This window comes from Thermosulfurimonas dismutans (assembly GCF_001652585.1).
GTDB classification, from domain to species: Bacteria; Desulfobacterota; Thermodesulfobacteria; order Thermodesulfobacteriales; family Thermodesulfobacteriaceae; genus Thermosulfurimonas; species Thermosulfurimonas dismutans.
In genome coordinates this window covers 135,202-160,733 of the sequence record NZ_LWLG01000002.1, presented here as the reverse complement: position 1 = coordinate 160,733, position 25,532 = coordinate 135,202, and the positions used below count along the sequence as shown (strand labels likewise).

Below are 25,532 nucleotides of genomic sequence, written 5' to 3'. Positions count from 1 at the left end.
TCGCTATTTTTTGGGCCTCTCTTTTGAAGGCCGAAGAGATTACAGTTGTCATCGACAAACCCACTTTCTCACCCATTCCCGTAAGATTCTCGGGTATAAAAGGACCGCGAGAGGTCTCTCACCGTCTGGTCACTGTACTTGAGCAAGATCTCAAACTCCACCTGGTCTTCGATGTTCTCAGGGAACCGCCGGTAAGAGGGGCCCATTTGAAAGAATATTTCATTTCCGGAGAGATTCTCTCCTTATCCCCTGCTTTTAAGGTATCCTTAAAACTGGAGGATCTATTTACCGAAGAGATCCTCCTCTATAAAGCCTTCCAAGGGCCCATAGAGGCCGGCCGTTATATGATCCATCGGTTTGTGGATCAAGCAGTAGAGAAGATGGCCGGTTTCCCGGGAGTGGCCTATTCTCGAGTGGCCTTTGTGAGACGAACCCCTCAAGGGGACGAACTATGCGTGATGGATTACGACCACTATGGCTTACGTGTGGTTTATAAAGCTCCCATTATTTTGACTCCGCGTCTTTCCCCTTCCGGCAGGCTTCTGGCTTTCGTTTCTTATGAAAGGGGCCGCCCGGAAGTCATGGTCCTTGAATTGTCTTCAGGTAGAATACGCAGGGTCTCGGCCTATCCGGGGTTGAATTCGTCTCCGGTCTGGCATCCGGACGAGAAACGCCTGGTGGTAACCTTGAGCAAGGACGGGGCCCCAGACCTTTATTTGATCGACCTTAAAGGAAGGATTTTGCGACGTCTGACCTATGGACAAGGAGTAAGCACCGGCGGTAGTTTCTCCCCGGATGGTAAATATCTGGCCTTTGTATCTGATCGTACTGGAAGCCCTCAGATCTACATTTATGATTTTTTAACCGGTGGGACACGACGCCTAACATTTTCAGGAAAATACAATGTTTCACCTTCTTGGTCACCTAGGGGGGATCGAATCGTCTATGCTGGAAACGTCAAGGGACGTTTTGTACTCTTTACTCTTGATCCCGAGGGAGGCTTACCGGTAGCCATAAGCGAGGAGGGCTCTTATGAGGCCCCCGTTTTTGGTCCCAACGGGAACTTTATTTTAGCTTCTGGTCGTGGGCCTGAAGGGCGGGGACTATATCTCTTTTTGGCTAACGGGGCTGTCCATAGGTTGTATCTTCCTGGAGACAATATTAGTTTCGCTTCCTGGAGTAATATTCGCTAATCAATGGATGAGTCGTCCGATCCTCCGAAAACGGATGTGAAAGTTTTTGGGATCCCAAGAGAAATAGATGATGAAGGCCTTACCCTTGACATCCCTAATGGGCACAAACCCCCAAAAGCGACTGTCGTAACTCTCATCCCGATTGTCTCCCATCACGAAAAGATGCCCAGGAGGAACTTTTACCGGGCCGAAATTATCCCGGGGACTCAATTCCGGAGGTAGGATCTTGGGATCGGTGTGCTGGACATAGGGCTCATTTAAGGGCTGGCCATTGACCCAAACCTGCTTGTTTCGGATCTCGATCACGTCGCCAGGAAGGCCGATGACTCTTTTGATGAAGTCGAGTTTTCGATTTTTGGGATAGATGAAAACGATGATCTCCTGGCGTTTCGGAAGGCGTCCCTTTATCCAGAGGTCTCTGTTAAATGGATTTCTTACCCCATAAACGAATTTGTTAACTAGGATGTGATCCCCGATAAGAAGGGTGGGTATCATGGAGCCGGATGGGATCTTGTAGGCCTGTACGAAAAAGGTCCGGATAAAAAGGGCCAGGATGAGAGCAAGGACAATACTCTTTACCCATTCCCAAACCTTGTCCCAAAAATCCTTTTTTTGTGACACTAAAGGCTCCTTTAAACTTTTTTAAATTTTTAAGACTGCCAGGAAGGCCTCCTGAGGAATTTCTACCTGCCCCAAGGCCTTCATGCGCTTCTTACCTTCTTTTTGTTTTTCAAGCAATTTTTTCTTTCGCGTGACGTCGCCACCGTAACACTTGGCAAGCACGTCTTTGCGTAGCGGTGGGATCCTTTCTCGGGCGATGATTTTGGATCCGATGGCCGCCTGAATGACGACCTCGAAGAGTTGCCGTGGGATGACTTCCTTGAGCTTGGCTACCAATTCTCGGCCGCGGTAATAAGCCTTATCCCGATGGACGATGACCGATAGAGCGTCTACCGGCTGTTTATTGATTAGAATGTCCATTTTGACTAGATCTCCGGGCCGATATTCCAAAAGCTGATAGTCCATAGAGGCGTAGCCTCGAGAGACTGATTTTAGCCGATCAAAGAAATCAAGAACTACTTCCGCAAAAGGAAGCTCGTAAATGATAAGGACCCTTTCTGGGGTAAGATAACGAATTTCTTTTTGAAGGCCACGCTTCTCCTCGCAAAGACGGAGAATGGGGCCGATATAATCCTTGGGGGTATAGATCTCCGCCCGGATATAAGGTTCTTTGACGACCTTGATTCGGGCAGGATCCGGCCACTGAGCCGGGTTTTCTATTTCCATTTCTTGTCCGTCAGTGAGCTCTACTCTATACTTCACCGAAGGGGCCGTAGTGATGAGATTTAGACCGAACTCCCTTTCGAGCCTCTCTTGCACGATTTCCATGTGCAACAACCCTTGGAATCCACACCGGAAACCATGCCCCAAAGCCGCCGAGGTTTCAGGTTCGTAAGAAAAGGCCGGATCGTTAAGCCAAAGCTTTTCGATGGCCTCCCGTAAATCTTCATAGTCATCGCTTACTACCGGAAAGATCCCGGCAAAGACCATGGGTTTTACTTCCCTGAATCCGGGAAGCGGTTCTACTTCGGCTTCGGCTTCTGTTACCGTGTCTCCAATGCGGGTTTCCCGGACTTCTTTGATACTGGCGGCGAAGAAACCTACTTCTCCGGCATAAAGGGCGTCCACACTGGAGGGGTTGGGGGCGAAAACGCCTACCTTAGTCACTTCGTAAACCTTTCCGGTGGAAACCAACCGAATTCTTTGGCCAGGATAGATCTTGCCCTCCACCACTCGAATAAGGACCACTACCCCCAAATAGGGATCATACCAAGAGTCAAAAATAAGGGCCCTTAAAGGTTTTTTTCGATCTCCTTGGGGAGGAGGAATCTTTTTGACGATGGCTTCAAGTATTTCTTTGGTTCCGATGCCGTGTTTGGCACTGGCTAGGATGGCCTCATCCGTTGGAAGTCCTATAATTTCTTCGATTTCACGTTTTACCCGTTCGGGGTCCGCTTGAGGAAGATCAATCTTGTTTAAGACCGGAATGATCTCAAGATCGTTTTCCAGAGCCAAGTAGACATTAGCTAGGGTCTGGGCCTCGACCCCCTGGGAGGCGTCCACCACCAGAAGGGCTCCCTCGCAGGCCGAAAGGGCCCGCGAGACCTCATAAGAGAAATCTACGTGCCCGGGGGTATCAATGAGATTGAGTTGGTAAACCTCACCATCTTGAGCTTTGTAATAAAGACGCACCGCCTGGGCCTTTATGGTGATTCCTCTTTCTCTTTCGAGATCCAGGCGATCTAAGAACTGATCCCGCATTTCCCTTTCCGAGACTGCACCGGTAGCCTCAAGCAAACGGTCTGCCAGTGTAGATTTTCCGTGATCTACGTGAGCAATAATACTAAAATTTCTTATTCTTTCCTGGGGGAAAATTTTCATCTTAATTTAGATCCATACGAAATGTTTAGTTTTAAAGTATCTATAAATGATAAATTACTTTGGCTACTTGACAAGAGCAATTCATTTAGGCTATGAAAGGGAAAGAGGGGGCATAATGCAATTTCTTGCGAGACTGACGGGCCAAAAATCTTTTTTGGGTCTTGATATAGGAACTTATTCTTTAAAACTTGCTGAGGCTACTCTCAAAGGCTCTAAAATAGTTATTACGGGATTCGCTCAAATAAGATTGCCAAAAGGAGTTGTGGTTGATGGTCTTGTCCAAAATGAGGAAATTTTTTTAAAAAGCTTGAAAAGCTTGTTAGAAAATTTGAAAACTAAAACTCGAAATTTAAACATGGGTTTGTATGCCTATACTGCTCTCTATGATCGTATTCCGGTTTCTTTGCGAGAAGGAAGCGATCTTTCTGCCGCTGTAAAAGAAGAAATAGAAGCTTTTATTCCTTTCGATATTAATGAGGTTTATTATGATTATTTCCCTATTATAAAAGATAATGAATATGAAATTATCTTTGCAGTATCCAAGAAAGAATATGTTAATAAATTTATAGAAATTTTTTCTAAAATAGGCTTGAATGTTAATGCTATTGATATCGATGTGTTTGGTATTTCTAATCTGTTAGAGTATTTGTATGGACCTTCGGCAAGAATGATTATAGATATTGGAGCTTCTAAAACATTAGCTATTTTTGTTGATAAAAATGGACCATTATTTTCTAGAGAAATTGCCTTGGGGCTTTCTAATATTACTGAAAATATTGCTCAAGAATTAGATTTAAGTTTTGAAGAGGCTGAGAATATAAAATTTGAAATCCCCGATGACGAGAGAGGTTATGCAATAAAGGAGATATATACTGAATTTTTTCGGTCTTTGGTGGGAGAATTGGAAAATAGTTTAAATATTTTTAAGGCAAAATATTATTCTCATCCAGAGGAAGTTTTTGTTATTGGAGGGGGGGCTTTAATATCTGGAATGTCTGAATTTTTGCAAGAAAAATTCGAAATTCCTGTTAAAGATTTGAATATTTCAGATAAAATCATCTTTTGTAATGATTTTGATGAAGATTATATTTTGGAGTTGAATAAGATTGGGGTAATTGCCATTTCTCAAGCTGTTAGAGAGTTCGTGGCATGATTATTAAGTTGAACTTCATTCCTAGAGAAGAGAGAAAGAGGTTTGTTTTTCGTGTGAGTTGGCTTAATTTATATATTTCTGTTTTGTTGATTTTATTGGTAACTATATTGTTTTCATTTATTTGGATTAATAGGGAGCTTGCATTGCTGGAAAGAGAAAAAAGTTTTCTTCAACAAGAGAGAAATAGATATCGAAAAGTGATAAGAAAGATCGGGCAACTTAAAAAGGAAAATCAGGAAATTAAAAATAGGATAGAAGCGATTATAAATCTTAAAAAGAAAAAAGGACATAATATTAAAGTGTTAGACGACGTCTTATTGGCTGTGCCTTTGGGAAAAATATATTTAACCCGTTTGGAATTGAGTAATTCAATGGTAACTATAGTTGGTTTTGCTGTTGATTACGAGAATGTGGCTATTTTTCTTAAAAAGCTGGAAAGTACCGGAGATTTGTTTAAAGAAGTTAATCTACAATATACCAAACAAAAAAACGTTAAGGGTTATAATCTTGTAGAATTTAGGATATGGATTAAGTATTGAAATGTTGATGTTGAAGGAAAAAGTCTTAGTTCTCAAGATGTGGTTTGGTAAGCAATTAGAATCCCTCAGTTTTCAACAGAAATGTTTGTTAGCTATTCTTTCTTTATTACTGCCGAGTTTCTTGTACGGTTATTGGTATTTTGTCCCAAAGTATAAAAATATCAAAGGATTGCGTAGGGAAATTATCCAATTAAAGGAGGAGATTTCTAAATATAAAAAGCTGGCTCTACAAAAGACGTTGTTAGAGAAAAAGTTACAAAGAAGGAAGATATTTTTGAAAAAGATAATAGTTACCTTGCCCAGTGAAAAAGAGATTCCGGAGTTATTAAGTAATGTTTCCGAACAAGCTAAAAGATCGGGTTTGGAAGTGATTTCTTTTACTCCTAGACGAGAGATACCTCAAGATTACTATAATATTATTCCTTTTGACATCGAGGTTAAGGGGGATTTTCAACAATTGGTTTTGTTTCTAGATAAAGTTGAGCGTCTTTTACGGATAATTACACTAAATAATATTTATGTCAACATTGGTGAAGTTAAAAACAATATTAATTTATATAGTAAATGTACTTTTTATACTTATAGATATACAGGTAAGGTTGTAACTTCAAGTTCTGGGCGAAAGAAAAAATGAGAAAACAATCTGTCTTTTTGGTGTGGTTTTTGCTAATGAGCGTGATCTTTTTGGTTAGTTGTAAAAAAGAAGAAAAGATTACTATAAGTTCAACAGTTAAACCTAAGAAAGAAGTGAAAATTATAGATGAGGACCTTGAGAAATGGAAAAATATTTTAAAGGCTGAAACGTATCATACCAGACTTGTGGGATATGGGAATCCTTTTGCTCCCTTTTTTAAGGAAAAGCCTAGAGAGGAACCTCGAAAGCCTTTGTCTCCTCTTGAAAGATGGAGTTTAAAAGAACTCAAGCTTACGGGAATCGTCCAGAAAGGTAAGAGGAGATGGGCTCTTATAGAAGACCCTTCTGGCAAAGGATATATGGTTTCTGTAGGCACTAAGATAGGTCAAAATGAAGGTTATCTTGCTAAGATTGGTAATGATTATATCCTCGTTAAGGAAAAGTCTACTGATTTTCTGGGGAATGAAATTATAAGAGAAATTGTTATAAAATTGAGGCCTACGGAGGAAAATCATGAAGTGCCTTAAATATAAACTCTTTTGTATTTTTTTTCTTTTTTTGTTCTCTTCTTTCGCTTTAGCCGAATATAATCTTCTTGAAGATGTCAGAATTTTTTCGATAGATAAAGGCTCTGTTGTAATTTTTAAATTCAAAGATATTTTACCTATATATACGTTACAGCTTAAAAAAGACGGAAAAGGTTTGATTATAGAATTTAATAATACTCGAATTGATAGTACAGATTGGATTAGAAAAATTCAAAAAACCATAATTAAAAGTATAGATGTTGGAGTTGAAGGATCAAACATTAAAATGGATTTTGTTACCGAGGAGCCTATACAATATAAAGAAAAAAAGAAAAAAAAAGAATTATACTTAACTCTTGTGGTTTCGAAAAAGAATGCTGTCCAAAAAACTCCATTTAAGAAAAAAGAAGGCAATGTTTGGTATAAAAATATTAAACTTCCCTCTTTAGAGAATCAAATCGAAGTGCCTTTGACTCGAGGACAATATAATGGAACCCCTATTTCAGTGGATTTTCAAAACGCAGATATTCATGCGGTTCTTAGGCTTTTGGCCAAAATTGGTGGTTTTAATGTCGTAGTAAGTGATAGTGTCAAAGGCACTATCACTTTGAAGCTCGAGAATGTGCCCTGGGATCAGGTGTTGGATATGGTGTTATCTACCAAAGGCTTGGGGATGATAAGGATGGGCAATATTGTAAGAGTAGCCCCTTTAGATGAGCTTTATAGTCAGGCCCAAAAAATTGCAGATATTTTGCGCGAACAAGCTAGAGAAGAGGAACAAGGCCCTCTTGAGACGGTTTATCTGCAGGTGAACTATTCCAAAGCTGAAAACATATCCAAACAGATTGAAAAAATTCTTTCTCCCCGTGGTGAAGTTACTTACGAAGAGAGGACTAACCAGATTATTCTTAAAGATGTGCACAAGGTCATTAAAGAAGCCAAAGAATTAATACGGAAACTTGATCAGCCTACTAAACAGGTCTTGATAGAGGCCAGGATTATAGAAGTCCAAGATAGCTATGAGCATAAGTTAGGTATTCGCTGGTCTGGGGCCGGTTGGCGTTTAAGTCAACATACCTTTACCGGGATCACGCCTAGCTCTGATTTTTCTATAAAGGACGGTTCGGGCACTAATCCGGGAGATATTGTTATTGGTATCGATCCAGGGGCTATTGTAGATCTAGGGGTGGCCGGTACTTCTCGCTTGGGCTTTACTTTTGGACATGTGAGCAAAGATTCGGTCCTTCTGCTGGATGCCCAGCTTTCGGCCTTGGAAAGCGAAGGGGTTGCCCGTATCATTTCGGCCCCTAGGGTTATTACGGAAGATCATCAGGAGGCTGAAATTAAACAGGGTTTTCGGATTCCTTATTTAAGACAGACTCAGGATGGAATTTCTACCGAGTTTGTGGATGCTGCTTTGCGGCTTAAGGTGACCCCCCACGTAACTCCTGATAATCGTATAAACCTAGAACTCGAAATAGAGAAGAATGCTCCGGATTTCGGACGGCAGGTGAATGGAGTGCCTTCTATTGTTACAAGATATGCTAAAACCAGAGTTTTTGTGCAGAATGGGGAGACTGTGGTCATAGGAGGTATCATCGAGCGCGATTTTTCTCGTAGCAACGATAAGGTGCCAGGGCTTTCCGATATTCCAGGAGCAGGAGAACTTTTCAAGAATCGTTTGCGCTCATTTTCTAAAAATGAATTGATTGTCTTTATTACTCCTCGGATTGTGACCTCGGATGTAGTAGATCTGTTCTAAATCTTAGGTTATTTTGGGAGTACAAAGGCAAGCCTCTTTAAATCGGGAGTTTTGAGTCCATTACAATCTTTTATTCAGATTCGCTTTTTCCGTAGGGATGGTGAAGCCCATGGCTAAGGAAGTGATCGTTATCGGCGGAGGACTTGCGGGCTCGGAGGCCGCTTGGCAACTTGCCCGTCGAGGCGTACGGGTGAGACTCTTTGAGATGCGTCCCCGGAAGTTGACTCCCGCTCACCGTACCGGAAAGCTCGGAGAACTGGTTTGTTCAAATTCCCTGCGTTCAAAGGAGATTACTAGTGCGGTGGGATTACTCAAGGAAGAGATGCGCCGACTAAATTCCCTTATCATGGAGGCGGCTCTAGCCAGTGAGGTTAAGGCCGGAAAAGCGCTTGCGGTTGATCGGGAACTTTTTGCAGACCACATCACTCGGAAACTCGAGGGACATCCCCTGATTACCATTGAACGCCGGGAAATAACTGAGATACCAAGAGAAGGTCTTGTAATTGTGGCCACCGGTCCGCTTACCTCTGAGGCCCTGGCCGAGGATCTCAAGCGCTTTACCGGAGAGGATTATTTTCATTTCTACGATGCCATTGCTCCTATCGTCTACGCCGAGTCTATAAATTGGGACAAGGTCTTCAAGGCCGACCGTTACGGTAAAGGGGAAGGGAGTTATGTGAACTGCCCTCTGTCCGAGGAGGAATACCGGAGATTTGTCAAGGAACTTCTTGCTGCGGAAAAGGTGCCGCTTAAAGAATTTGAAAAACCCAGATATTTTGAAGGTTGTCTTCCCATAGAGGTCATGGCCGAGCGAGGGGAAGATACCCTACGTTTCGGCCCCATGAAGCCGGTGGGGCTTATTGACCCCCGCACCGGTAAAGAGCCTTACGCCGTGGTTCAACTCCGTCCGGAGAACCGGGATGGCACCCTATACAACCTGGTGGGCTTTCAGACCAAGCTCAAGTATCCGGAGCAAGAGCGAGTCTTCCGGATGATTCCCGGTCTTGAGAAGGCGGAATTCGCCCGCTACGGCTCCATTCATCGGAATACCTTCGTCTGCGCTCCGAAGGTGCTAAAGCCGACGCTGCAGCTTCGGGCCGAGGCCCGTATCTTTCTCGCCGGCCAGATTACCGGGGTTGAAGGCTACGTTGAATCTACGGCTATGGGCCTTATCGCTGGCATCAACGCCGCCCGTATCATTCACGGTAAGGCCCTGGTGGTTCCCCCGCCGGAAACCGGTCACGGGGCTCTTATTCGTTATCTCATGGAGGCCGACCCTCATCACTTCCAGCCCATGAACATAAACTGGGGACTCTTCCCTCCTCTCGACCTTCCACGCCGAGAACGGAAACGCTTTCCCAAACGGGAACGCTACCGTCTTATGGCTGAAAGGGCCCTTACAAGGTTTTACGAATGGCTTGGCGAGATTGGTGAGGCCTAGGCCGGACCGGCGATATAATTTTTAAGAACCCGAACTTTTACATCTTTTCCGACCTCAAGCAGGACCTCGTCGCCCTCCACCTTAACTACATGACCGATGAGTCCGCCGGCAGTAACTACCTTATCTCCGTGTTTGAGACGGTTTAAGAAATTCTGGTGTTCGCGGGCCCTTTTCTGTTGAGGGCGAATGAGAAGGAAATAGAAGACCAAAAAGATGAGGATCAACGGCAGAAACGTTACCAGAAGACTTGCCGGCCCCCCCTGAGCGCCTTCCTGAGCTGGAGGAGCTCCCATAGCATGGACGGTGCTGACAAAATCTAGCCACATAAAATTTCCTCCTTTCGTTGGTAAAAATCGGCTTTGAATTCCATAAACCGACCTTCTGCTATAGCTTTTCGTATTTTGGCCATCAATTTTAGATAAAAATAAAGATTGTGGACTGTAAGAAGATAATATACCAGAAGTTCACCGGATATAAAGAGGTGTCTTAAATAGGCCCGGGTGTAATTTCTACAGGTGTAACACTGGCAATTAGGGTCCAGGGGCCGAAAGTCATTCTTGAAGGGAGCATTTCGTATAGAAAGTTTACCTTCGGAAGTGAAAATGGTTCCTCGACGGGCGTTTCGAGTAGGCAGCACACAGTCAAACATATCTACTCCCATAGCTACGGCCTCAAGGATGTCTTCTGGTGTACCTACGCCCATGAGATAACGAGGGCGATCTTCAGGGAAGGCGGAAAGGGTGGCGGATAACATTTCTAACATGAGATCTCGGGGTTCACCTACAGAAAGGCCACCTACGGCATAGCCGTCGAAATCCATCTCCACTATGACGCGGGCGCTTTCCCGTCTCAGATCTTCAAACATGCCTCCCTGGGCGATACCGAAAAGCAGGGCCCCCTTATTTTCCCGCTTTTCCCAGAAGTTTTTTGATCTTTCGGCCCAGCGATGGGTGAGGGCCGTTAACTCCTTGGCTTTTTTTCGATCACAGGGATAGGGGATACAGACATCGAGTACCATGCGGATATCCGAGTTTAGTACTTCCTGAATTTCGAGCGCTAGCTCCGGAGTGAGCAGGTGTTCTGAGCCATCAATATGGGATTTGAAATGGACCCCTTCCTCTTGAATCTTTCGGAACTGAGCCAAACTGTATACCTGAAAGCCTCCGCTATCAGTAAGAATGACCCGTTGCCAGTTCATGAAACTATGGAGGCCGCCGCTTTGGCGTATGATTTCGAGCCCAGGCCGGAGGTATAAGTGATAGGTGTTAGCCAGAATTACCCTGGTTCCAAGACCAGTCACTACCTCCGGGGGCACGGCCTTGATGGAGCCAGCCGTAGCCACCGGCATGAAGACCGGAGTTTCGATGATCCCACGCCTGGTAACGAGCCGTCCCAGCCGGGCCTTCGTATGAGTATCTCTCTCAAGGATATGGAAATATCCCCACATGATTTGCGACCAAGAGGCCACCTCAATATAACAGATTTAGACGATTGCTTAAACGGAAACCTTTTAAGGGTGGCTTAGAAAGTGGACGGCCCCTTACCTGAATGAGGACCCAGTGGCTGGTTCCCAGGCCCTCTGGAAGTAGTAGGAGCTTTAAGGCTTCTCGATCCCGGAAGCCTCCTTCAGAGACTTCGGAAAGCAAAGTCTCTATTCCTAACGAGACGAGGAAAGGGGCCTGTTGGGTGAATCCCAGGTTTAGGAGCCCATATTTTTCGCCGAGTTCTCGTAAGTAGGTGAAATCTACATGGGCGGTGAGATCTTGGTGCCCTGGCCGAAGGTAGGGATTTTCCAATGCACGGTGCCGGTAATAGGCCAATAGAGTTCCTCGGGTGCGCTCGGGATGATAGTAGTCCTGGCGGGGGAAACCATAATCTATGGTAATTACAGCTCCAGAGATGAGCTTTTTGGCTATTTCTTTAAAAAAGGGGTCGATACTCGTACAGACTTCGGTGCGGTAGCCCTCGGGCCAGGCCAGGGCATGGGGTAGCACCCTTTTTAGGATCTCTGGACGGGTGAGTTCCCCTAAGGTTTCTCGAATTTGTGCGTTCTCGACCTCCACGTAGACCTCCTTTAGATCCTCCTCCGTTTTTTCAACGAGATGTACCGGAAAGCTATCGAAAAGCTCATTTGATAGGAAAACTCCCCAAAAAGGGGGGATTTCATGGATATCCGAAAGCCAGTGGACCTTATCCAGGTAAGGTTTCAGGGTTTCTTCCTGGAGGGCCTTGAGGCTAGGGAAGGGCTCTATGATAAGATAAGGTAGCTTTAGACCCTTTAGGGAAAGGTAGGATAAGATATCAAAAGCAAGGTACCCTTCGCCGGCTCCGGCCTCAACCAAGAGGAAGTTTTCCGGTCTTCCTAGACGTTCGTAGATCTCAAGAATCTGGACTGCAAGGGCGGCTCCGAAGACCGGATGTACGGTTGGAGAGGTGAAATAGTCCCCTTGACGTCCTAGGCGTGGCCCTCGGGCGTAATAGCCGTAGCGTTCATGATAGAGACAAAGCTCCATGTAACGAGCAAAGGGCATGGGGGATTCAGATTCGAGGATGTCGAGTAACATAATGTCCATGTTAAAGAGGTTTTGACGGTTGTCAAAGAAGTAGGCCAAAGTTAAGCTTTGGGGCTATGAAGTTTATAGATCTTTCCCGAGGTTACGCCCGCTACGGATCAGAAATTGAGGCCGCGGTCTTAAGGGTTCTCCAGAGCACACGGTATATTTTGGGGCCGGAGGTTTCAGCTCTTGAGAAAGAACTTACCGAATTCGTGGGGGTGTCGGAGGCCGTGGGGGTTTCTTCCGGGACAGATGCCTTGCTCTTGATCCTCAAGGCCTTTGAATTTCCTCCGGGCTCCTTGGTTTTGACTCCGGCCTTCACTTTTGTGGCTACTGCGGAGGCCATTCGTCGGGTAGGGCTTATTCCCTATTTCGTGGACATTGACCCTCTCACTTACAATCTTTCTCCCGAAGAGGTAGAGGAAGCCTTAAAGAAGCTTTCCGGAAAGGTTTCAGCGGTCATGGCTGTTAGCCTTTTTGGACTGCCGGCAGATTTTGAGCGTCTAGAGCCCCTCTGCCGGGAATACGGGGTGGTACTTATTGAGGACGCCTGCCAGTCCTTGGGAGCAGAGCTTCACGGTCGGCGTTCGGGAAGTTTTGGAAAGGCCGCAGCCACGTCCTTCTTTCCGGCCAAACCACTAGGAGGAGCCGGAGACGGAGGCATGGTTTTTATCCATGATCGAAAACTGGCCGAAAAGATTCGGGCTCTGAGAATTCATGGACAAACCGAGACCTACTATTATGAGTACTCGGGTATCAACGGCCGGCTTGACGAACTCCAGGCCGCCATCTTGCGGGTGAAATTACGTTATTTCGAAGAAGAACTTTCCTTGAGAGAGGAGGTGGCCGAGAGATACCGGCAATTACTCTCTGAGATACCCGAGATCAGGGTCCCCATTGTTCCAGAGGGCTATCGTTCCTCCTGGGCCCAGTTTACCATAAGGGCTGAGGCCAGAGATGAACTTCGAGCCCATTTAGCCGGAAAAGGGATCCCCACAGCTATTTATTATCCCATTCCCCTGCATCTTCAGCCCGTCTTTCGGGATCTTGGATTTTCTGAGGGCAGTCTTCCTCAGACCGAGAAAGCGGCCAAGGAGGTCCTTAGCCTTCCCATGCATCCCTACCTTGAGGCCGAGGAGCAAATCTTTATTGTGGAAGCCATAAAGGAGTTTTACGGAAGATGAAGGCTTGGAAGATCTTCGTCTCTGTGCCTTTTGGGCTTCTGGTTGAAAAGTATCTGTCCTTGGTTAAAGAGCGCCGGCTCGCGGTTGAAATCTCTTTGGATCGAGAGGCCTTGGATAGATTCGGCTTCAGAGATTTTAAGAAAGTGGCGGAGGAACTAAAGGAAGCTGGAGTTTCCTGTAACGTGCACGCCCCTTTTTGTGATCTCTCGCCCGGAGCTATGGATTCCTTGGTCAGGGAAGCTAGCCTGAGACGTCTCCGGGAGGCTTTCCGGGTAGCGGTCCTTTTTGATCCTGTGACCGTGGTGATCCATAGCGGCTACCATCCCGGTTATCATCGGGAGATTGTGGAAAAGTGGCAGGACAAGGCCATAGAGGGCTTCAAGGGCTTGCTTCAGGAAGCCGGAGAACTGGGGCTCAAGCTGGCCCTTGAGAACGTCTTTGAACCCAGGCCGGAGGTTCTGCGTCCCTTTTTTGAGGCCCTTCCGGGACTCACCTGGTGCTTCGATCCCGGACACGCCTCCGCCTTTGCCAAAACCGATTGGCGAACTTGGCTTCCAGAGCTTTATCCTTATCTCTCGGAAATCCATCTCCACGACAATCGTGGAGAGTGGGACGAACACCTGGCCCTAGGCGAAGGTCAGATTCCTTTCCCTGAGATTTTTGGGTTTCTATTTGAAAAGGACCTGCGGCCGATCCTTACTATTGAGGCTCACCAGGAGGAGGCCGTGGAGCCAAGCTTGAAGTACCTTGCAGGACTTATTTCCGGCAGGTCCCCTGCCGGCGAGGGGGTCAGCCCCCGGTCGTCTGAATGAAAAGGATCTTTTCTTCGATCAATCTTTTCCTGGAATCAAGGGGTGGGGGAAGGGAAAAATCCTTAAGTTTTTCATAAGGAGGGACGATTTCCGGACCGCCGAAAGCGATTTCCTTCCCTGAGGCTACTTCTAAAAGGGCAAATTCCCTGCCATTGGTTTGTAAGGCCAGAGCCGGAGGTTTTTGGGGATAGGCCAGACGGGCATAGGCTAGAAGTCCACGCTCCCGGGATCTTACGGCTCCCGGAGCGTAATTGGCTATGAGCAGGGGTCTATCATCAGAAAGGATTACGAGGTTTCCTTCCACCCGTTCTGTCACAAGGCCAAAGTTGAGGATGACCGTCGGAGGTTTAGCCAAGACCTCCTCGGCATAACCTCGCTCCCGGAAAAATCTTTTAAGATCCATGAAGAAAACGCTGGCGGGCTTGTTGGTAAAGTCTTTCCACTTCTTCTGGACTTAGACCTGCTCCGAGCCCTACTCGAAAGGCGAACTCCCGACTCATGAAATCTCCAGGGGCATGGGCATCGGAGTTTATAATCAGGGGTGCTCCGTATTTTCGGGCCAGGCGTACTACATGGCCGTTTGCCAAACAGTGCCCTTTCCGGCCAGAAATTTCCAAGAAAATACCTTTTTCAGCCGCAAGCTTTACTTCTTCCTCGGTGATGAGTCCCGGATGGGCCAAAATATCGGCTTCGGCGGAAATGGCCGCCCGGTTGGTCCCCGGAGCTACCGGTTCGGCTAGCGTTTCTCCGTGTACTACCACGATCTCGGCCCCGAGGTCCCGAGCACGTGTGATCATCTCCGGGATAAGTGGCGGGGGCACATGTGTGATTTCTATTCCGGGAATGAGTTTGCAGGAAGAATAACGATTGAGTTCCTCGGCTGCCCGGCGAAGACGAGGGACGATAAGATCCAGGTTGGAACCATCAGCATGGTCCGTAATAGCCACGGCCTCATACCCCAGCACCGAGACCCGCCGCAAAAGTTCGGCCGGGATGAGCTCGCCATCACTGAAAATGGAATGACAATGGAGATCGAACATAATTTACATCTTGTATTTAAAGGCTTGAGGATCTAGACGCTCCAGAAGGTCCTTAAGTTTTTCTTTATCCTTTTCTCCGGCGGCAGTGGCCGCAGCCTCTTCGCCTTTCTTCTGGGCTTCTTCCGCTAAGGCCTGGCTTTTAGCAAGTACTTCCTCGTGCACATAGATTTCCGCCCCGGTACGCAGGGCCAGGGCCACGGCGTCGCTCGGCCGGGCGTCAACTTGAATCTCTCGTCCGTCAATATCAAGGGTAATCAAGGCGTAGTAGGTGTTGTCCCGGAGATCACAGATTTCGATTCGAGAGATCTTTATGCCCAGCTGATCCAGAATGTTTTTCATGAGATCATGGGTCATGGGACGGGGGAACTGAATGTTTTCTAGCTTGCTGGCGATGGCCGTAGCTTCCAGCAGTCCAATCCAGATGGGAAGCCCTCGTTCGCCCTCTTCCTCTTTTAATATCATTACCGGGCTATTGGTGACGGGATCCATAGCCACGGCCTGAATTTTCATCTTGATCTTCATAGCGGCCTCCTTACGGGCCCTTGATAGTGTCCAGATACTCTCCGCGAAGAGAATGTTTCCCTGCATCTTTAATCAAAACATAAACCAGGGCCCCTTTCAAATCCAGTCCTTCCGGAGCCAAGAAATTGACCACGTGGTTGCTGCGAGTGCGGCCGGTAAATAATTCGGGCCGGGTCTCGCTGGGTCCTTCCACCAGGACTTCTACTTTCTGGCCAATGTAGGAGCGATTGATCTCCTCCGTGATACGAGCCTGAAGCTCGTGAACACGGGTCAGTCTTTCGGCTTTTACTTCCTCTGGAACCTTGTCCGAAAACTCACGGGCCCTGGCATAAGGCCGATCCGAATATTTGAAGGAAAAAATCTCGTCAAACCGGACTTCCTCAAGAAGAGAAAGGGTGGCCTTGAAATCTTCCTCCGTTTCTCCCGGAAAGCCCACAATAATATCGGTGGTGAGGGCGATTTCGGGGCAAATTTCCCGCAATTTTTTCACTTTTTCTAGATATTCCTCCCGGGTATAGCCCCGGTTCATAAGTTTTAAGATGCGACTTGATCCTGATTGGACCGGAAGATGCAAGTGTTCACACAATTTTTCCACCTCTGAAAAGGCCCGCATGAGGTCTTCTTCCAGATCCTTGGGATGACTAGTGGTAAAACGTATGCGCCAGAGCTCTGGGATTTCGGCTATCAGCCGGATGAGTTCTGCAAAGGTAGGATATCCCCTTTCTTTTTTTCCGTAAGAATTTACGTTTTGGCCCAGAAGGGTAACTTCCCGTACCCCTTGAGAGACTAGACATTCTATTTCTCGCAGAATGTCCTCCGGGGGGCGGCTTACCTCCCTCCCCCTCACGTAAGGCACCACACAGTAAGAACAGAAATTGTCGCAGCCCTGCATAATGGTGACCTGGGCCTTAACCGGCCGGCTCCCATCCGGTCCGGCAAGCACCAGCGGGGGTTTGAAGTCTTTCCGCATCTCCGTAAGAACTACCGGTCCCTGCCCTTGAAGGATCTTCTCTAGGGCCTCGGGGAGTCGATAGATATTCTGGGGGCCAAGCACCAGGTCCACATGAGGAAGGCGTTTGACGATCCTTTCGCCTTCCTGCTGAGCCACACAGCCGGTGACCCCGATCACCAGGTCAGACTTTTTTTTCTTGAGGTGTTTAAAACGACCCACGAAACTATAGACCTTGGCCTCGGCTTTGGCCCTTACCGAACAGGTATTGACCAGGATCAGATCGGCTTCCTCCGGCGTCTCGCAGGGCTTATACTTCTCCCCTACGAGCGCCAACATACGCTCGGAGTCGTATTCGTTCATCTGGCAACCAAAAGTCTTGATGAAAACCTTCCTCTGCCTCATGGCCTTTTAATTTTAATCCTAAAACTCGAAACTTGCAGGGTGCCCTCTCTAGGCCTAAATTAAAGGTCATGTTGATGGAAAGGCTTACCCTTCACGAAGTAGAGGCCCTGGCTCATAAAGAAATACCGGTCCTCATTCCCTTTGGCTCGGTGGAAGAGCATGGGCCGCATTTGCCTCTGGCCACCGACGTCTATACCATCTATCGAGTAGCGGAGATGGCCTCGCGAGAGATTCCCCTCCTGGTGGCTCCTCCTGTCTATTATGGCCTCTGTCGCAGCACCGCCGACCATCCAGGGACTATCTCCATTCGTGGGACCGTCCTGCGGGCCCTCACGCTGGATATCCTTTCGGCCTTTTACCGTCAGGGGTTCAAGAAGTTTTTGTTGCTTTCTGGCCACGCCGGTGGCACTCACATGGCCTTTATTCTGGATGCTGCTGAGGAATTTCAGGGCCTTAAAGACGATGTGGTTATGGTAGTGGCCTCCATTATCGATCTTATCAAAGATTGCGCCCTTGATCTCATTGAAACTCCTGATGACTCGCATGCTGGTGAGTGGGAGACCTCCATGATACAATATTTTTATCCCGAACTGGTAAAAGGTAAGGGCAAAGCTGAATATCCGAAGTTTCCTAAATTTCAGGTGGTGAGGAATAAGAAAAGATATTGGCCTGGAGGGGTATGGGGTGATCCTGGTAAGGCTTCTCCTGAAAAGGGCCAGATTTTAGCTGAAAGATTAGCTGAAAAGATTATACTTTTGGCCAAAGAGCTTGAAGAGGAGGTCTAGGTGATGAGGAAGAAATTTCTTTCCATGGTGTTACTCGTACTGTCTATGCTTAGTATGGCCTTTTCCTCTCCAGCCAAGGCTCCAGAAGTCTCCTTTTCTACTCTGGATGGTAAAACCTATTATTTTTCGGATTTCAAAGGCAAGGTGGTGCTGGTGAACTTTTTTGCCAGTTATTGTCCTCCCTGTATGGTGGAGCTCAAGGAACTAGCCAAACTTTACAAAAAATATCAGGACGATGGCTTGGTAGTGGTGAGTCTTATGGTGGACGAGGAGGGTCAAGCCCTTCTTCCTCAAATTGTGGAGGCTAAAGGTATAACCTATCCTGTGGGTGTGGCCACCGAAAAGGTGCTCAAGGCCTTTGGGGATCCTCCCATTACCCCCACCACTTTTATCATCAATAAAGAAGGAGTGGTGGTAAAGCGTCTTTTGGGTTACACGGGGAGAAAGTATCTGGAAAAGAAAATCAGGGAGTATCTGGAAGAATAACACGTTTTAAGGCCACACTTCAATCCGGGGAGGTCCCTCCTTAACCTCTCCCACAAAGGCGGCCTCCACTACACCCTTTTCTAGGAGGCGCTCATAAAGGGTTGCGGCCTTGTCTTGGGATACCGCAATGAGGAGCCCTCCCGAGGTCTGGGCATCATAAAGGACCGAAAGTTTCAGGGAATCTACTCCCGAGTGGATTTTGAGCTTTTTTTCGCAGAAGATCTGGTTGGCGAGATCTCCCTCCGGAGCCATACCTAGCTTCAGAAATTCTATGGTTTTGGGTAGTAGCGGTACCCGCGAAGAATGAATGATTATGGTGACCTTGCTGGCTTCAGCCATTTCCAGGGCGTGTCCCAAAAGTCCAAATCCGGTTATATCGGTGGCCGCATGTACCCCGATTTCCATCATGGCTTCCGAGGCGGAACGGTTGAGCTTTAGCATGGTTTCTAGCATCTTCTGATAGGCGGGATCTTCAGTACTCAGCAATCCGCCTTTTAAGGCCGTAGAAAGGATGCCGGTACCCAGGGGTTTTGTGAGTATCAGGCGATCGCCAGGTTTTGCTCCGGCGTTGGTCACGAATTTTTTGGGATGGCTTATGCCTACCACACAAAGGCCATACTTTACCTCCGGATCATCAACACTATGGCCTCCTCCGATGGCCGCTCCGGCCTCGGCTACCTTGTCTGCGCCGCCCTGAAGTATCTTCTGGAGTATCTTTCGGTCGACCCCTTTTTTAGGAAACCCCACAATGTTTAAGGCTAGAATGGGGCGAGCGCCCAAGGCATAAAGGTCGGAGAGGGCGTTAGTGGCTGCGATTTGTCCAAAAAGATAGGGATCATCCACGATGGGGGTGAAGAAGTCTACGCTTACCACCAGGGCCAGTTCGTCCGTTAAACGGTAAACAGCCGCGTCTGAGCCGTGTTCAATTCCGAGAAGAAGACCTGGAACTTGTGGAAGTTTAAGACCTGAGAGGATTTCAGCCAGCTCCGCCGGCGGAAGCTTGGCCGCTCAGCCCGCGGCCTTGACCATCCGGGTGAGCTTAACTTCGGGCACATTCCGCCTCCGAACCTTTGACCTTCTCTATAGCATGTTTCAGGATCGGTGCAATTATCTCCCAGGCCTCTTCCACCGCTTTGGGGCTTCCAGGCAGATTTATGATCAAAGTTTCCTTCCGCACACCCGCAAGGCCTCGTGAGAGCATGGCATGGGGAGTATATTTTAAACCGCCAATCCTTATGGCCTCGGCTATCCCCGGGACTTCACGTTCTATGGCCGCCCGGGTAGCCTCAGGGGTGACGTCCCGTGGAGAGAGTCCGGTACCCCCGGTGGTAAGGATTAAATCCAACCCCTCCCGATCCGCCCAGTCAATGAGAGTTACTAGGATATCTTCGTATTCATCCGGAACTATCCGGTAACGAGACACCTCAAATCCTGCAGATGAAAGCATTTCGATCAGGAGTTTTCCCGAAAGGTCCTCCCGCTCGCCACGTGAACCCTTATCGCTTATGGTAAGGACTCCGGCCTTCATGACTCTCTCGCACTCCTAGCTTTTTCAATTACTTTCTGAGCGATTGGAGGAGGCACCTCTTCATAGTGGGAAAACCGCACCCGAAAGGTACCCCGTCCACCCGTAAGCGAATTGAGGTCTAGGGCATAGCGCAGGAGTTCGCCCATAGGGGCCTGGGCTTTTATGAGTTGCCTTTTCCCTTTAGCCTCCATTCCCAGGACCCGTCCCCGACGGGCATTGATATCTCCAATGACGTCTCCCATAACCTCCTCCGGGACCTCGATCTCAAGCTCCATCACAGGCTCAAGAAGCACGGGCTGACACTGCTCCAGGGCCTTTTTGAAGCAGTGAAAAGCTGCAATCTTAAAGGCCATATCCGAAGAATCCACCTCATGGGATTTGCCATCATAGAACTGTATTTTTACATCCACCACCGGGTATCCCGCAAGGGGGCCCTTTTCCATGGCCTCCCGTACGCCCTTTTCCACCGCGGGCACAAAATTTCGAGGCACATTCATCCCCGTGAGAGTCTCCATAAATTCGAAACCCTCACCCCGGGGAAGCGGAAAGACATGGAAATGGACCTCTGCAAACTGCCCCCGGCCCCCCGTCTGTTTTTTGTGCCTATAGATTACCGCCTGAGCCGGTTTCTTGATAGTTTCCCGATAGGGTATTTTAGGAAGGTCAAGCTGAGCTTTAACTCCGTATCTTTCCCGTAGTTTATCCACGGATTTTTCGATGTGGATCTGCCCGAGACCCGAGATGAGGATCTCTCGGGTCTCGTCATCCCGGGAGATCCTCAGGGTGGGATCTTCCTCCTTGAGCTTGTTTAGGGCCGGGCCGATCTTATCCTCATCCGTTCGAGTCTCGGGATGAAGGGCGTACGTGATTACCGGGTGTGGAAGTTCGGGAGGAGGAATTCGGACTTTTAAGGCCTCATCGGAGAGGGTGTCTCCAGTCTGGGTTTCAGAAAGCTTGGGAAAGACTACCAGGGCTCCGGGCAGGGCCTCTCCGATTTCGGAAAGCTCTTCCCCTTGGGCCACCGAGAGATGGGCGTATTTTTCAAGAATTCCTTTTTGGGAGTTATAAAGACTCCCTTCCTTAGAAAGTTTTCCAGAGATCACACGACCGAACGAGAGTCTTCCAGCATAAGGGTCTATAAGGGTTTTATAGATGATGACCACCGGGGGAGCCTCCGAACGGGGTTCGATATCCGCGGTGCCTTCCTGGGTTTCGGCCAACCAGAGGCCGCGTTCATCCGGAGAGGGACCCAGCTCGGCAACGGCATCAAGCAACCTGGCTACCCCGATGAGCCTGGTCACTGCCCCGACACAAACCGGAGAGATTTTCCCGGAGAGCACGCCCTTCTTCAGCCCTCGCATGATCTCTTCCGGTTCAAGATGCTCCTCTTCAAGATACTTTTCCAGAAGCTCATCCTCCCCCTCAGCCGCAAACTCCACCATGTTCTTTCGCAGGCCTTCGGCGAGAGCTACCAGATCCTCCGGGAGTTTTTCCACGCGAACCTTTTTGTCTTTGGGGATGTAGGCTTTGAGTTTCAAAAGATCTATAACGCCTTTTAGATTTTTTTCTTCTCCTAGGGGATAGGCGATGGGCACCGAACAGATTTCGAGTTTTTCCTGTAGGTCACAGAGGGTATCCTCTAGGTTGGCCTTTTCCTGATCCAGTTTGTTTACGAAAATGAGGGTAGGAAGTCCTAGTTCCTTGGCGGCGGCATAGACTTTTTCCAACTGAACTTTTACCGGGGAAGTGGCGTCTGCTACCAGAATAGCTAGATCCGCCGCCCAGGTACAAAGCTTAGTGTCTCCCAAAAAATTATCGTCTCCAGGGGTATCAATAAGATAATAGGTGAGATTTTGCCATTTTAGGTGATAGGCCTTGGCTGAAATGGTAGGGCCTTCTTTCAAGCCATTGACTTCTTCTCCGGCCAAAGAAAGCATGGTTTTAACCAGTTCTGTTTTGCCTGCTCCACTTTGTCCCAAAAGGACAAAAGTACGGAGACCTTTCCCCCCCATGGTCCGCCTCCCTCTCTTTTTTAAGAGCCTAGCTTAAAGGATTTTCTTTTGTCAAGGAGAGTGCTATCTCATGAAAGACTACGGGGTTGACCCTTCGAACAAGTGGTGACGGAAGGCGTTGCTGGGTAGCCGGGTTGTGACCTGATGATCAGTCAAAATTTGCTTTGATTGGTTTTATTGACTATGATGCGAGACGAAGACCCAGGCTGCCGGGTGGTCGTGGTACTAACGAGCATGGTGGGGTGAGGATCAGAATCGCTAATTGCGGGCTGTTTCAGTCAGGGAATACTTATTGGAAAAAGTTTTTTGTGCCTTAGAGCAACTTATGTCGGACTATAAGGTAAGAGGCCGTATCTGGGTGGCTAAGGAAAATGGAGCCCCTTTTCTAGGCCCGGGGAGGATATCTCTGTTGCAAAAGATAGAAGATTTGGGATCTATAAGGGCGGCGGCCAAGGCCCTGGGGATGTCTTATCGGCGGGCCTGGAGACTTGTAGAGTCTCTAAACCGGGAATCGCCAGTCCTCCTGGTAAGTACCACCGTCGGAGGAGCAGGTGGCGGTGGGGCCCGGCTTACTCCCGCGGGAAAGGCCATTTTGGAGATGTTTGAAGACCTGGAGGCCCACTTCCAAGAATTTCTAGAACAAGAAACTGAGAAAATCCGTAAAAAATTCGAGAGTCTTAAATAATTTTTGGCATAAAGTCCTTCCAAAGGTATCGTCTAGGGCCAACAAGTCTGGTTTTTGGAGGAGACCTTCGGTAGGATTTCACGACTTAGCTGGATATTTTCTTCGGTGTTTCAGTTCCGAACTTTTTTGAGGCGTAGGTAGCGTTGTTTGGAGAGACGGGGTGACATAGTCGCTGGGCAATAAAACATCCAACATAAAGGGGATTGACAATTTATGGGTAGCGTTATATCCTTGCGGATATAACGCTACCCATAAAGATCACTGGAGACTTACTAAATGGGATGAGATGTAGGGGCGACATGAAGAAAAGGCGAAACTTTAAGATCTAAAGGGGGGTAGAAAATGGAAAATATCAAAAAGCAGCTGTTAACAGTGTTTATAGGGGTGTGTTTCTTTCTAGGGCTATGGGGAAAGGCATGGGCCATGACCGAACAGGAGGAGATCGAGGCCTTGAAGGCCCAGGTGCAGATGCTTCTCAAGCGGATAGAGGAGCTAGAGAGGAGGCAGTCCCGGGCGGAAAAAGCGGTGGAGAGCAAGGTTCCGGCGAACTGGAAGGCCTACTGGAAGAACGGTTTCCGCATCGAATACAAAGATCCGGAGAAGAATCGGGAATATCGTTTCCGCTTCCGCACCGGAATCCAGCTCCGCTACACCTATATGAGCCGGGACGAAGACTTCTCCGGTGGAAACGAGAATTACAGCAGCTTTAACATGAGGCGTCTTAGGTTTTTCGTGGACGGCACCGCCCCTAACCGCGACTGGAAGTATTACGTGCATGTGCAGCTGGAGCCCAAGAGCAAGGTCAACGTGCACGACGCCTTCGTGATCTGGAAGAGGTACGCGCCCTTTTTCAAGGTGCAGTTTGGGCGGATGAAGATCCCGGCCATGAGCATGGAGTACTGGCAGAGCGGATTTATGCAGAACGGTACGGACCGGACGATATTTACCGACGACAGCGAGGGCTACTGGCCTTATTCCGGGACCAAAAAGCTTAAAGTGGGCGGCCATCTTTTAGACAACGGTTTTCCCATTGGGGGGATGCTCCTCTACCGGTCGCAGGGGATAAACGTAAACGGGGCACTGGATTTATTTGGGAAGAAGCAGTTTCTGGCCTATTGGTTTGGGTGGTACAACGGACGCGATACCCAGGGTAACAGGAATACCGCCAGCGACGATCATCTTTATTCCTGGCGCGTGGCCTTCAATATCCTTCCGGGCTCGGACCCGCGTGGACCTCTCGGCCCTGGCACCTTTAACAACTACTTCATGCAGGGGGATTACGGCTACAACACCAGACCGGCCCTGGCCCTGGTGCTTTCGGGATTCTGGACCAAGGATAGGCGGACCACCTACTATGCATATAACGGAACGGCCATGAGCGGTGCCCATGATATTGAGAATTATGGTTTTGATGCGGCTTTGCTTTTTCGCTACAAAGGGTTTTCGGCGGATGTGGAGTGGGCCTGGGAGGAGTTCATCCAGGATCCGGACAAAGGAGGAGACGCTTATAGTCTCGCCGGGACCGGAATCCACGATGAGGAGACCTGGGATCGGTGGGGGGTAAGGGTGAATCTGGGCTACTTCCTGGTACCGCGCAAGTGGGAGATGACCTTTAAGTATGCCTACCTTGTGAGGCTAGACGATAACACTCCTCTAGATTCTCGCAAAAGTGGGCTCGGGCTGGTGAAATTTGATGACGGGGACCTGGGGGTCGAGGACTATCTCCAGCAGTTCGTTCTCGGGGTGAACTACTACCTCCATGGTTTTAATCAGTATATTACTTTTGATATTTCACTTCTTCAGCTTCACGCTGACGATGCCTCGGATTCGGAGGCTAAAGCCATTGGAAAGAGGGCCGCGGATTTTGATTCTGGAACCCAGGAAGACTGGCGTTTCCGAGTGATGTATCAGTACTTGTTCTAATCCCCCTGTTTTGTAAGAAAGGGATCGCTCAATTCGGGAAAAGATAAAACACCTTTATGAAGGGCAGGATAACCTGATAGCTGAAAGAAAAGATCAGGAAGAGGCGCTGACCTAGCTCCCATGAATATGGTCTTGTAATTGCAGGGTGTTATTTGAGAAGTGCAAATTAAATCCCAAACAATGGAGGTTGTTATGAACAAATTTTTCAAAATGAGTATTATTTGGGGTATTTTTTTGTGGCTTTTGTTATTTTTGTTACCTAGTCCATTGCAAGCTGGTGAACCCCTGAGGGTGGCGGCGGCAGCCAACCTTCTGTATCCCATGCAGGAGATTGCTCAGGCCTTCCGGGCCAAGACCGGAGAAGAGGTAAGCCTGGTATTTAATTCTTCGGGGAAGCTCCTGTCTCTTATAGAACAGGGGGCTCCTTTCGATCTTTTCTTTTCTGCAGATACTAGGCGTCCACAATACTTGGTTCGAAAGGGCGTATGTCTTTCGCCGGTGACTTATACCCGAGGCGTTCTGGTCCTTTGGAGTCGCTATCAGGATATCTGTGCTTTGGGTTGGCCTAAAGCCCTCTTGAAAGTTAACCGTTTAGCCATTGCTGATCCCAAACTGGCACCCTATGGTGAGGCAGCAATGGTGGCCCTTAAAAATAGTGGTCTTTGGGAATCAATAAGTTCTAAAGTGGTCAAGGCTTTTAACATCTCGCAGACCTTTCAATGGGCGGAAAGCGGAAACGCCGAAGCAGGCTTAGTGAGTCTTTCTCTGGCTCTCTCACCCCCCGGGCGTAAGGGATGTTATCTGAGAATAGAAACAGCTCCCCTTGTCGAACAAGCAGCCTGCGTCTTGAAGAAGAGTAAACAACCGCAGCAGGCCGAGGCCTTTCTGCGCTTTGTGCTTTCTCCCGAGGCTCAGGCCATCCTGGCCCGCTACGGTTATGCCGGTCGACCTTAGG

26 protein-coding genes are annotated in these 25,532 nt (G+C 48.1%); 14 read left to right on the top strand and 12 right to left on the bottom strand.

From position 1 onward, the window contains the following. Nucleotides 1–23 precede the first annotated feature (23 nt). Nucleotides 24–1,193 (top strand): PD40 domain-containing protein, encoded by a 1,170-nt coding sequence (locus tag TDIS_RS02915; protein ID WP_161939462.1) that lies wholly within the window; start codon nucleotides 24–26, stop codon nucleotides 1,191–1,193. Here TDIS_RS02915 and lepB read toward each other — a convergent pair whose 3' ends face one another. Together lepB and lepA are read right to left on the bottom strand one after the other, a co-directional pair. Then, the gene (gene lepB / locus TDIS_RS02910) at nucleotides 1,194–1,814 is read right to left on the bottom strand and encodes a signal peptidase I (RefSeq protein ID WP_068669124.1); all 621 of its coding nucleotides are present in this window, start codon (nucleotides 1,812–1,814) and stop codon (nucleotides 1,194–1,196) included. Nucleotides 1,815–1,835: 21 nt separating this feature from the next. Beyond that, on the bottom strand, nucleotides 1,836–3,635 hold the full coding sequence (gene lepA, locus TDIS_RS02905; RefSeq protein WP_068669122.1) for a translation elongation factor 4: 1,800 nt from the start codon (nucleotides 3,633–3,635) through the stop codon (nucleotides 1,836–1,838). Between the two features lie 115 nt (nucleotides 3,636–3,750). Here lepA and pilM point away from each other — a divergent pair, with 115 nt between their 5' ends. From pilM to trmFO, 6 genes are all read left to right on the top strand, one after another. Continuing rightward, nucleotides 3,751–4,788, top strand: coding sequence for a pilus assembly protein PilM (pilM, locus tag TDIS_RS02900; RefSeq protein WP_068669120.1), 1,038 nt, complete (start codon nucleotides 3,751–3,753; stop codon nucleotides 4,786–4,788). Next, nucleotides 4,785–5,327 carry a PilN domain-containing protein gene (locus tag TDIS_RS02895; RefSeq protein WP_068669118.1) on the top strand — a complete coding sequence of 181 codons (543 nt, stop codon included), beginning with the start codon at nucleotides 4,785–4,787 and terminating at the stop codon, nucleotides 5,325–5,327. The genes pilM and TDIS_RS02895 overlap by 4 nt, the downstream gene beginning before the upstream one ends. Nucleotides 5,328–5,334: 7 nt before the next feature. Continuing rightward, nucleotides 5,335–5,961, top strand: a complete 627-nt coding sequence (locus tag TDIS_RS02890; protein WP_161939461.1) for a type IV pilus inner membrane component PilO — start codon at nucleotides 5,335–5,337, stop codon at nucleotides 5,959–5,961. A gap of 41 nt (nucleotides 5,962–6,002) precedes the next feature. Continuing rightward, on the top strand, nucleotides 6,003–6,488 hold the full coding sequence (locus TDIS_RS02885) for a pilus assembly protein PilP (protein ID WP_161939460.1): 486 nt from the start codon (nucleotides 6,003–6,005) through the stop codon (nucleotides 6,486–6,488). Continuing rightward, nucleotides 6,475–8,250: a type IV pilus secretin PilQ gene (locus tag TDIS_RS02880; RefSeq protein WP_068669112.1), complete on the top strand. Its 1,776-nt coding sequence runs from the start codon at nucleotides 6,475–6,477 to the stop codon at nucleotides 8,248–8,250. The genes TDIS_RS02885 and TDIS_RS02880 overlap by 14 nt, the downstream gene beginning before the upstream one ends. Nucleotides 8,251–8,359: 109 nt before the next feature. Further along, a complete protein-coding gene (trmFO, locus tag TDIS_RS02875) occupies nucleotides 8,360–9,691 on the top strand; it encodes a methylenetetrahydrofolate--tRNA-(uracil(54)-C(5))-methyltransferase (FADH(2)-oxidizing) TrmFO (RefSeq protein ID WP_068669110.1) in 1,332 nt (443 codons plus the stop codon). On the opposite strand, the gene yajC is transcribed toward trmFO, so the two are convergent. From yajC to TDIS_RS02860, 3 genes are read right to left on the bottom strand one after another with little or no spacing between them, the layout of a single operon-like run. Then, on the bottom strand, nucleotides 9,688–10,017 hold the full coding sequence (gene yajC, locus TDIS_RS02870) for a preprotein translocase subunit YajC (RefSeq protein ID WP_068669107.1): 330 nt from the start codon (nucleotides 10,015–10,017) through the stop codon (nucleotides 9,688–9,690). The two genes, trmFO and yajC, sit on opposite strands and share 4 nt — an antisense overlap. Beyond that, nucleotides 10,008–11,138 (bottom strand): tRNA guanosine(34) transglycosylase Tgt, encoded by a 1,131-nt coding sequence (tgt, locus tag TDIS_RS02865; RefSeq protein WP_068669105.1) that lies wholly within the window; start codon nucleotides 11,136–11,138, stop codon nucleotides 10,008–10,010. Before tgt ends, yajC begins: the two co-directional genes overlap by 10 nt. Nucleotides 11,139–11,160: 22 nt before the next feature. Then, entirely contained in the window at nucleotides 11,161–12,303 is a 1,143-nt protein-coding gene (locus tag TDIS_RS02860) for a class I SAM-dependent methyltransferase (RefSeq protein WP_244147467.1), read from the bottom strand. 17 nt (nucleotides 12,304–12,320) lie between these two features. Here TDIS_RS02860 and TDIS_RS02855 point away from each other — a divergent pair, with 17 nt between their 5' ends. Together TDIS_RS02855 and TDIS_RS02850 are read left to right on the top strand one after the other, a co-directional pair. Beyond that, nucleotides 12,321–13,430, top strand: a complete 1,110-nt coding sequence (locus tag TDIS_RS02855) for a DegT/DnrJ/EryC1/StrS family aminotransferase (RefSeq protein WP_068669103.1) — start codon at nucleotides 12,321–12,323, stop codon at nucleotides 13,428–13,430. Next, on the top strand, nucleotides 13,427–14,242 hold the full coding sequence (locus TDIS_RS02850; RefSeq protein ID WP_068669101.1) for a sugar phosphate isomerase/epimerase family protein: 816 nt from the start codon (nucleotides 13,427–13,429) through the stop codon (nucleotides 14,240–14,242). The genes TDIS_RS02855 and TDIS_RS02850 overlap by 4 nt, the downstream gene beginning before the upstream one ends. On the opposite strand, the gene TDIS_RS02845 is transcribed toward TDIS_RS02850, so the two are convergent. The 4 genes from TDIS_RS02845 to miaB are packed head-to-tail and all read right to left on the bottom strand — an operon-like array spanning nucleotide 14,220 to nucleotide 17,158. Further along, nucleotides 14,220–14,645 (bottom strand): hypothetical protein, encoded by a 426-nt coding sequence (locus TDIS_RS02845; protein ID WP_068669099.1) that lies wholly within the window; start codon nucleotides 14,643–14,645, stop codon nucleotides 14,220–14,222. The genes TDIS_RS02850 and TDIS_RS02845 overlap by 23 nt on opposite strands. Continuing rightward, the gene (locus TDIS_RS02840) at nucleotides 14,635–15,282 is read right to left on the bottom strand and encodes a histidinol phosphate phosphatase domain-containing protein (protein WP_068669097.1); all 648 of its coding nucleotides are present in this window, start codon (nucleotides 15,280–15,282) and stop codon (nucleotides 14,635–14,637) included. Before TDIS_RS02840 ends, TDIS_RS02845 begins: the two co-directional genes overlap by 11 nt. A 3-nt stretch (nucleotides 15,283–15,285) precedes the next feature. Beyond that, complete coding sequence (locus TDIS_RS02835) at nucleotides 15,286–15,804, bottom strand: bifunctional nuclease family protein (protein ID WP_068669095.1); 519 nt, start codon at nucleotides 15,802–15,804, stop codon at nucleotides 15,286–15,288. A gap of 10 nt (nucleotides 15,805–15,814) precedes the next feature. Beyond that, nucleotides 15,815–17,158 (bottom strand): tRNA (N6-isopentenyl adenosine(37)-C2)-methylthiotransferase MiaB, encoded by a 1,344-nt coding sequence (gene miaB, locus TDIS_RS02830; protein ID WP_068669094.1) that lies wholly within the window; start codon nucleotides 17,156–17,158, stop codon nucleotides 15,815–15,817. Between the two features lie 68 nt (nucleotides 17,159–17,226). On the opposite strand from miaB, the gene TDIS_RS02825 reads away from it, so the two are divergent. Beyond that, entirely contained in the window at nucleotides 17,227–17,943 is a 717-nt protein-coding gene (locus TDIS_RS02825; RefSeq protein ID WP_068669092.1) for a creatininase family protein, read from the top strand. Between the two features lie 3 nt (nucleotides 17,944–17,946). Next, nucleotides 17,947–18,429 (top strand): TlpA disulfide reductase family protein, encoded by a 483-nt coding sequence (locus tag TDIS_RS02820; protein WP_068669091.1) that lies wholly within the window; start codon nucleotides 17,947–17,949, stop codon nucleotides 18,427–18,429. 6 nt (nucleotides 18,430–18,435) lie between these two features. Here the strand turns inward: TDIS_RS02820 and selD are convergent, their stop codons facing one another. The 3 genes from selD to TDIS_RS02805 are packed head-to-tail and all read right to left on the bottom strand — an operon-like array spanning nucleotide 18,436 to nucleotide 21,969. After that, nucleotides 18,436–19,482 (bottom strand): selenide, water dikinase SelD, encoded by a 1,047-nt coding sequence (selD, locus tag TDIS_RS02815; RefSeq protein WP_153303734.1) that lies wholly within the window; start codon nucleotides 19,480–19,482, stop codon nucleotides 18,436–18,438. Next, nucleotides 19,469–19,957 carry a MogA/MoaB family molybdenum cofactor biosynthesis protein gene (locus TDIS_RS02810; protein ID WP_068669087.1) on the bottom strand — a complete coding sequence of 163 codons (489 nt, stop codon included), beginning with the start codon at nucleotides 19,955–19,957 and terminating at the stop codon, nucleotides 19,469–19,471. The genes selD and TDIS_RS02810 overlap by 14 nt, the downstream gene beginning before the upstream one ends. Further along, nucleotides 19,954–21,969 carry an elongation factor G gene (locus TDIS_RS02805; RefSeq protein ID WP_068669085.1) on the bottom strand — a complete coding sequence of 672 codons (2,016 nt, stop codon included), beginning with the start codon at nucleotides 21,967–21,969 and terminating at the stop codon, nucleotides 19,954–19,956. The genes TDIS_RS02810 and TDIS_RS02805 overlap by 4 nt, the downstream gene beginning before the upstream one ends. Before the next feature lie 325 nt (nucleotides 21,970–22,294). Between TDIS_RS02805 and TDIS_RS02800 the strand changes: the two genes are divergently transcribed. From TDIS_RS02800 to modA, 3 genes are all read left to right on the top strand, one after another. Beyond that, nucleotides 22,295–22,654 carry a winged helix-turn-helix domain-containing protein gene (locus TDIS_RS02800; RefSeq protein WP_068669083.1) on the top strand — a complete coding sequence of 120 codons (360 nt, stop codon included), beginning with the start codon at nucleotides 22,295–22,297 and terminating at the stop codon, nucleotides 22,652–22,654. A 342-nt stretch (nucleotides 22,655–22,996) separates the two neighbouring features. After that, nucleotides 22,997–24,577: a DUF5320 domain-containing protein gene (locus tag TDIS_RS02795; protein ID WP_068669081.1), complete on the top strand. Its 1,581-nt coding sequence runs from the start codon at nucleotides 22,997–22,999 to the stop codon at nucleotides 24,575–24,577. 291 nt (nucleotides 24,578–24,868) lie between these two features. After that, nucleotides 24,869–25,531 (top strand): molybdate ABC transporter substrate-binding protein, encoded by a 663-nt coding sequence (gene modA, locus TDIS_RS02790; RefSeq protein WP_161939459.1) that lies wholly within the window; start codon nucleotides 24,869–24,871, stop codon nucleotides 25,529–25,531. Nucleotide 25,532 lies beyond the last annotated feature (1 nt).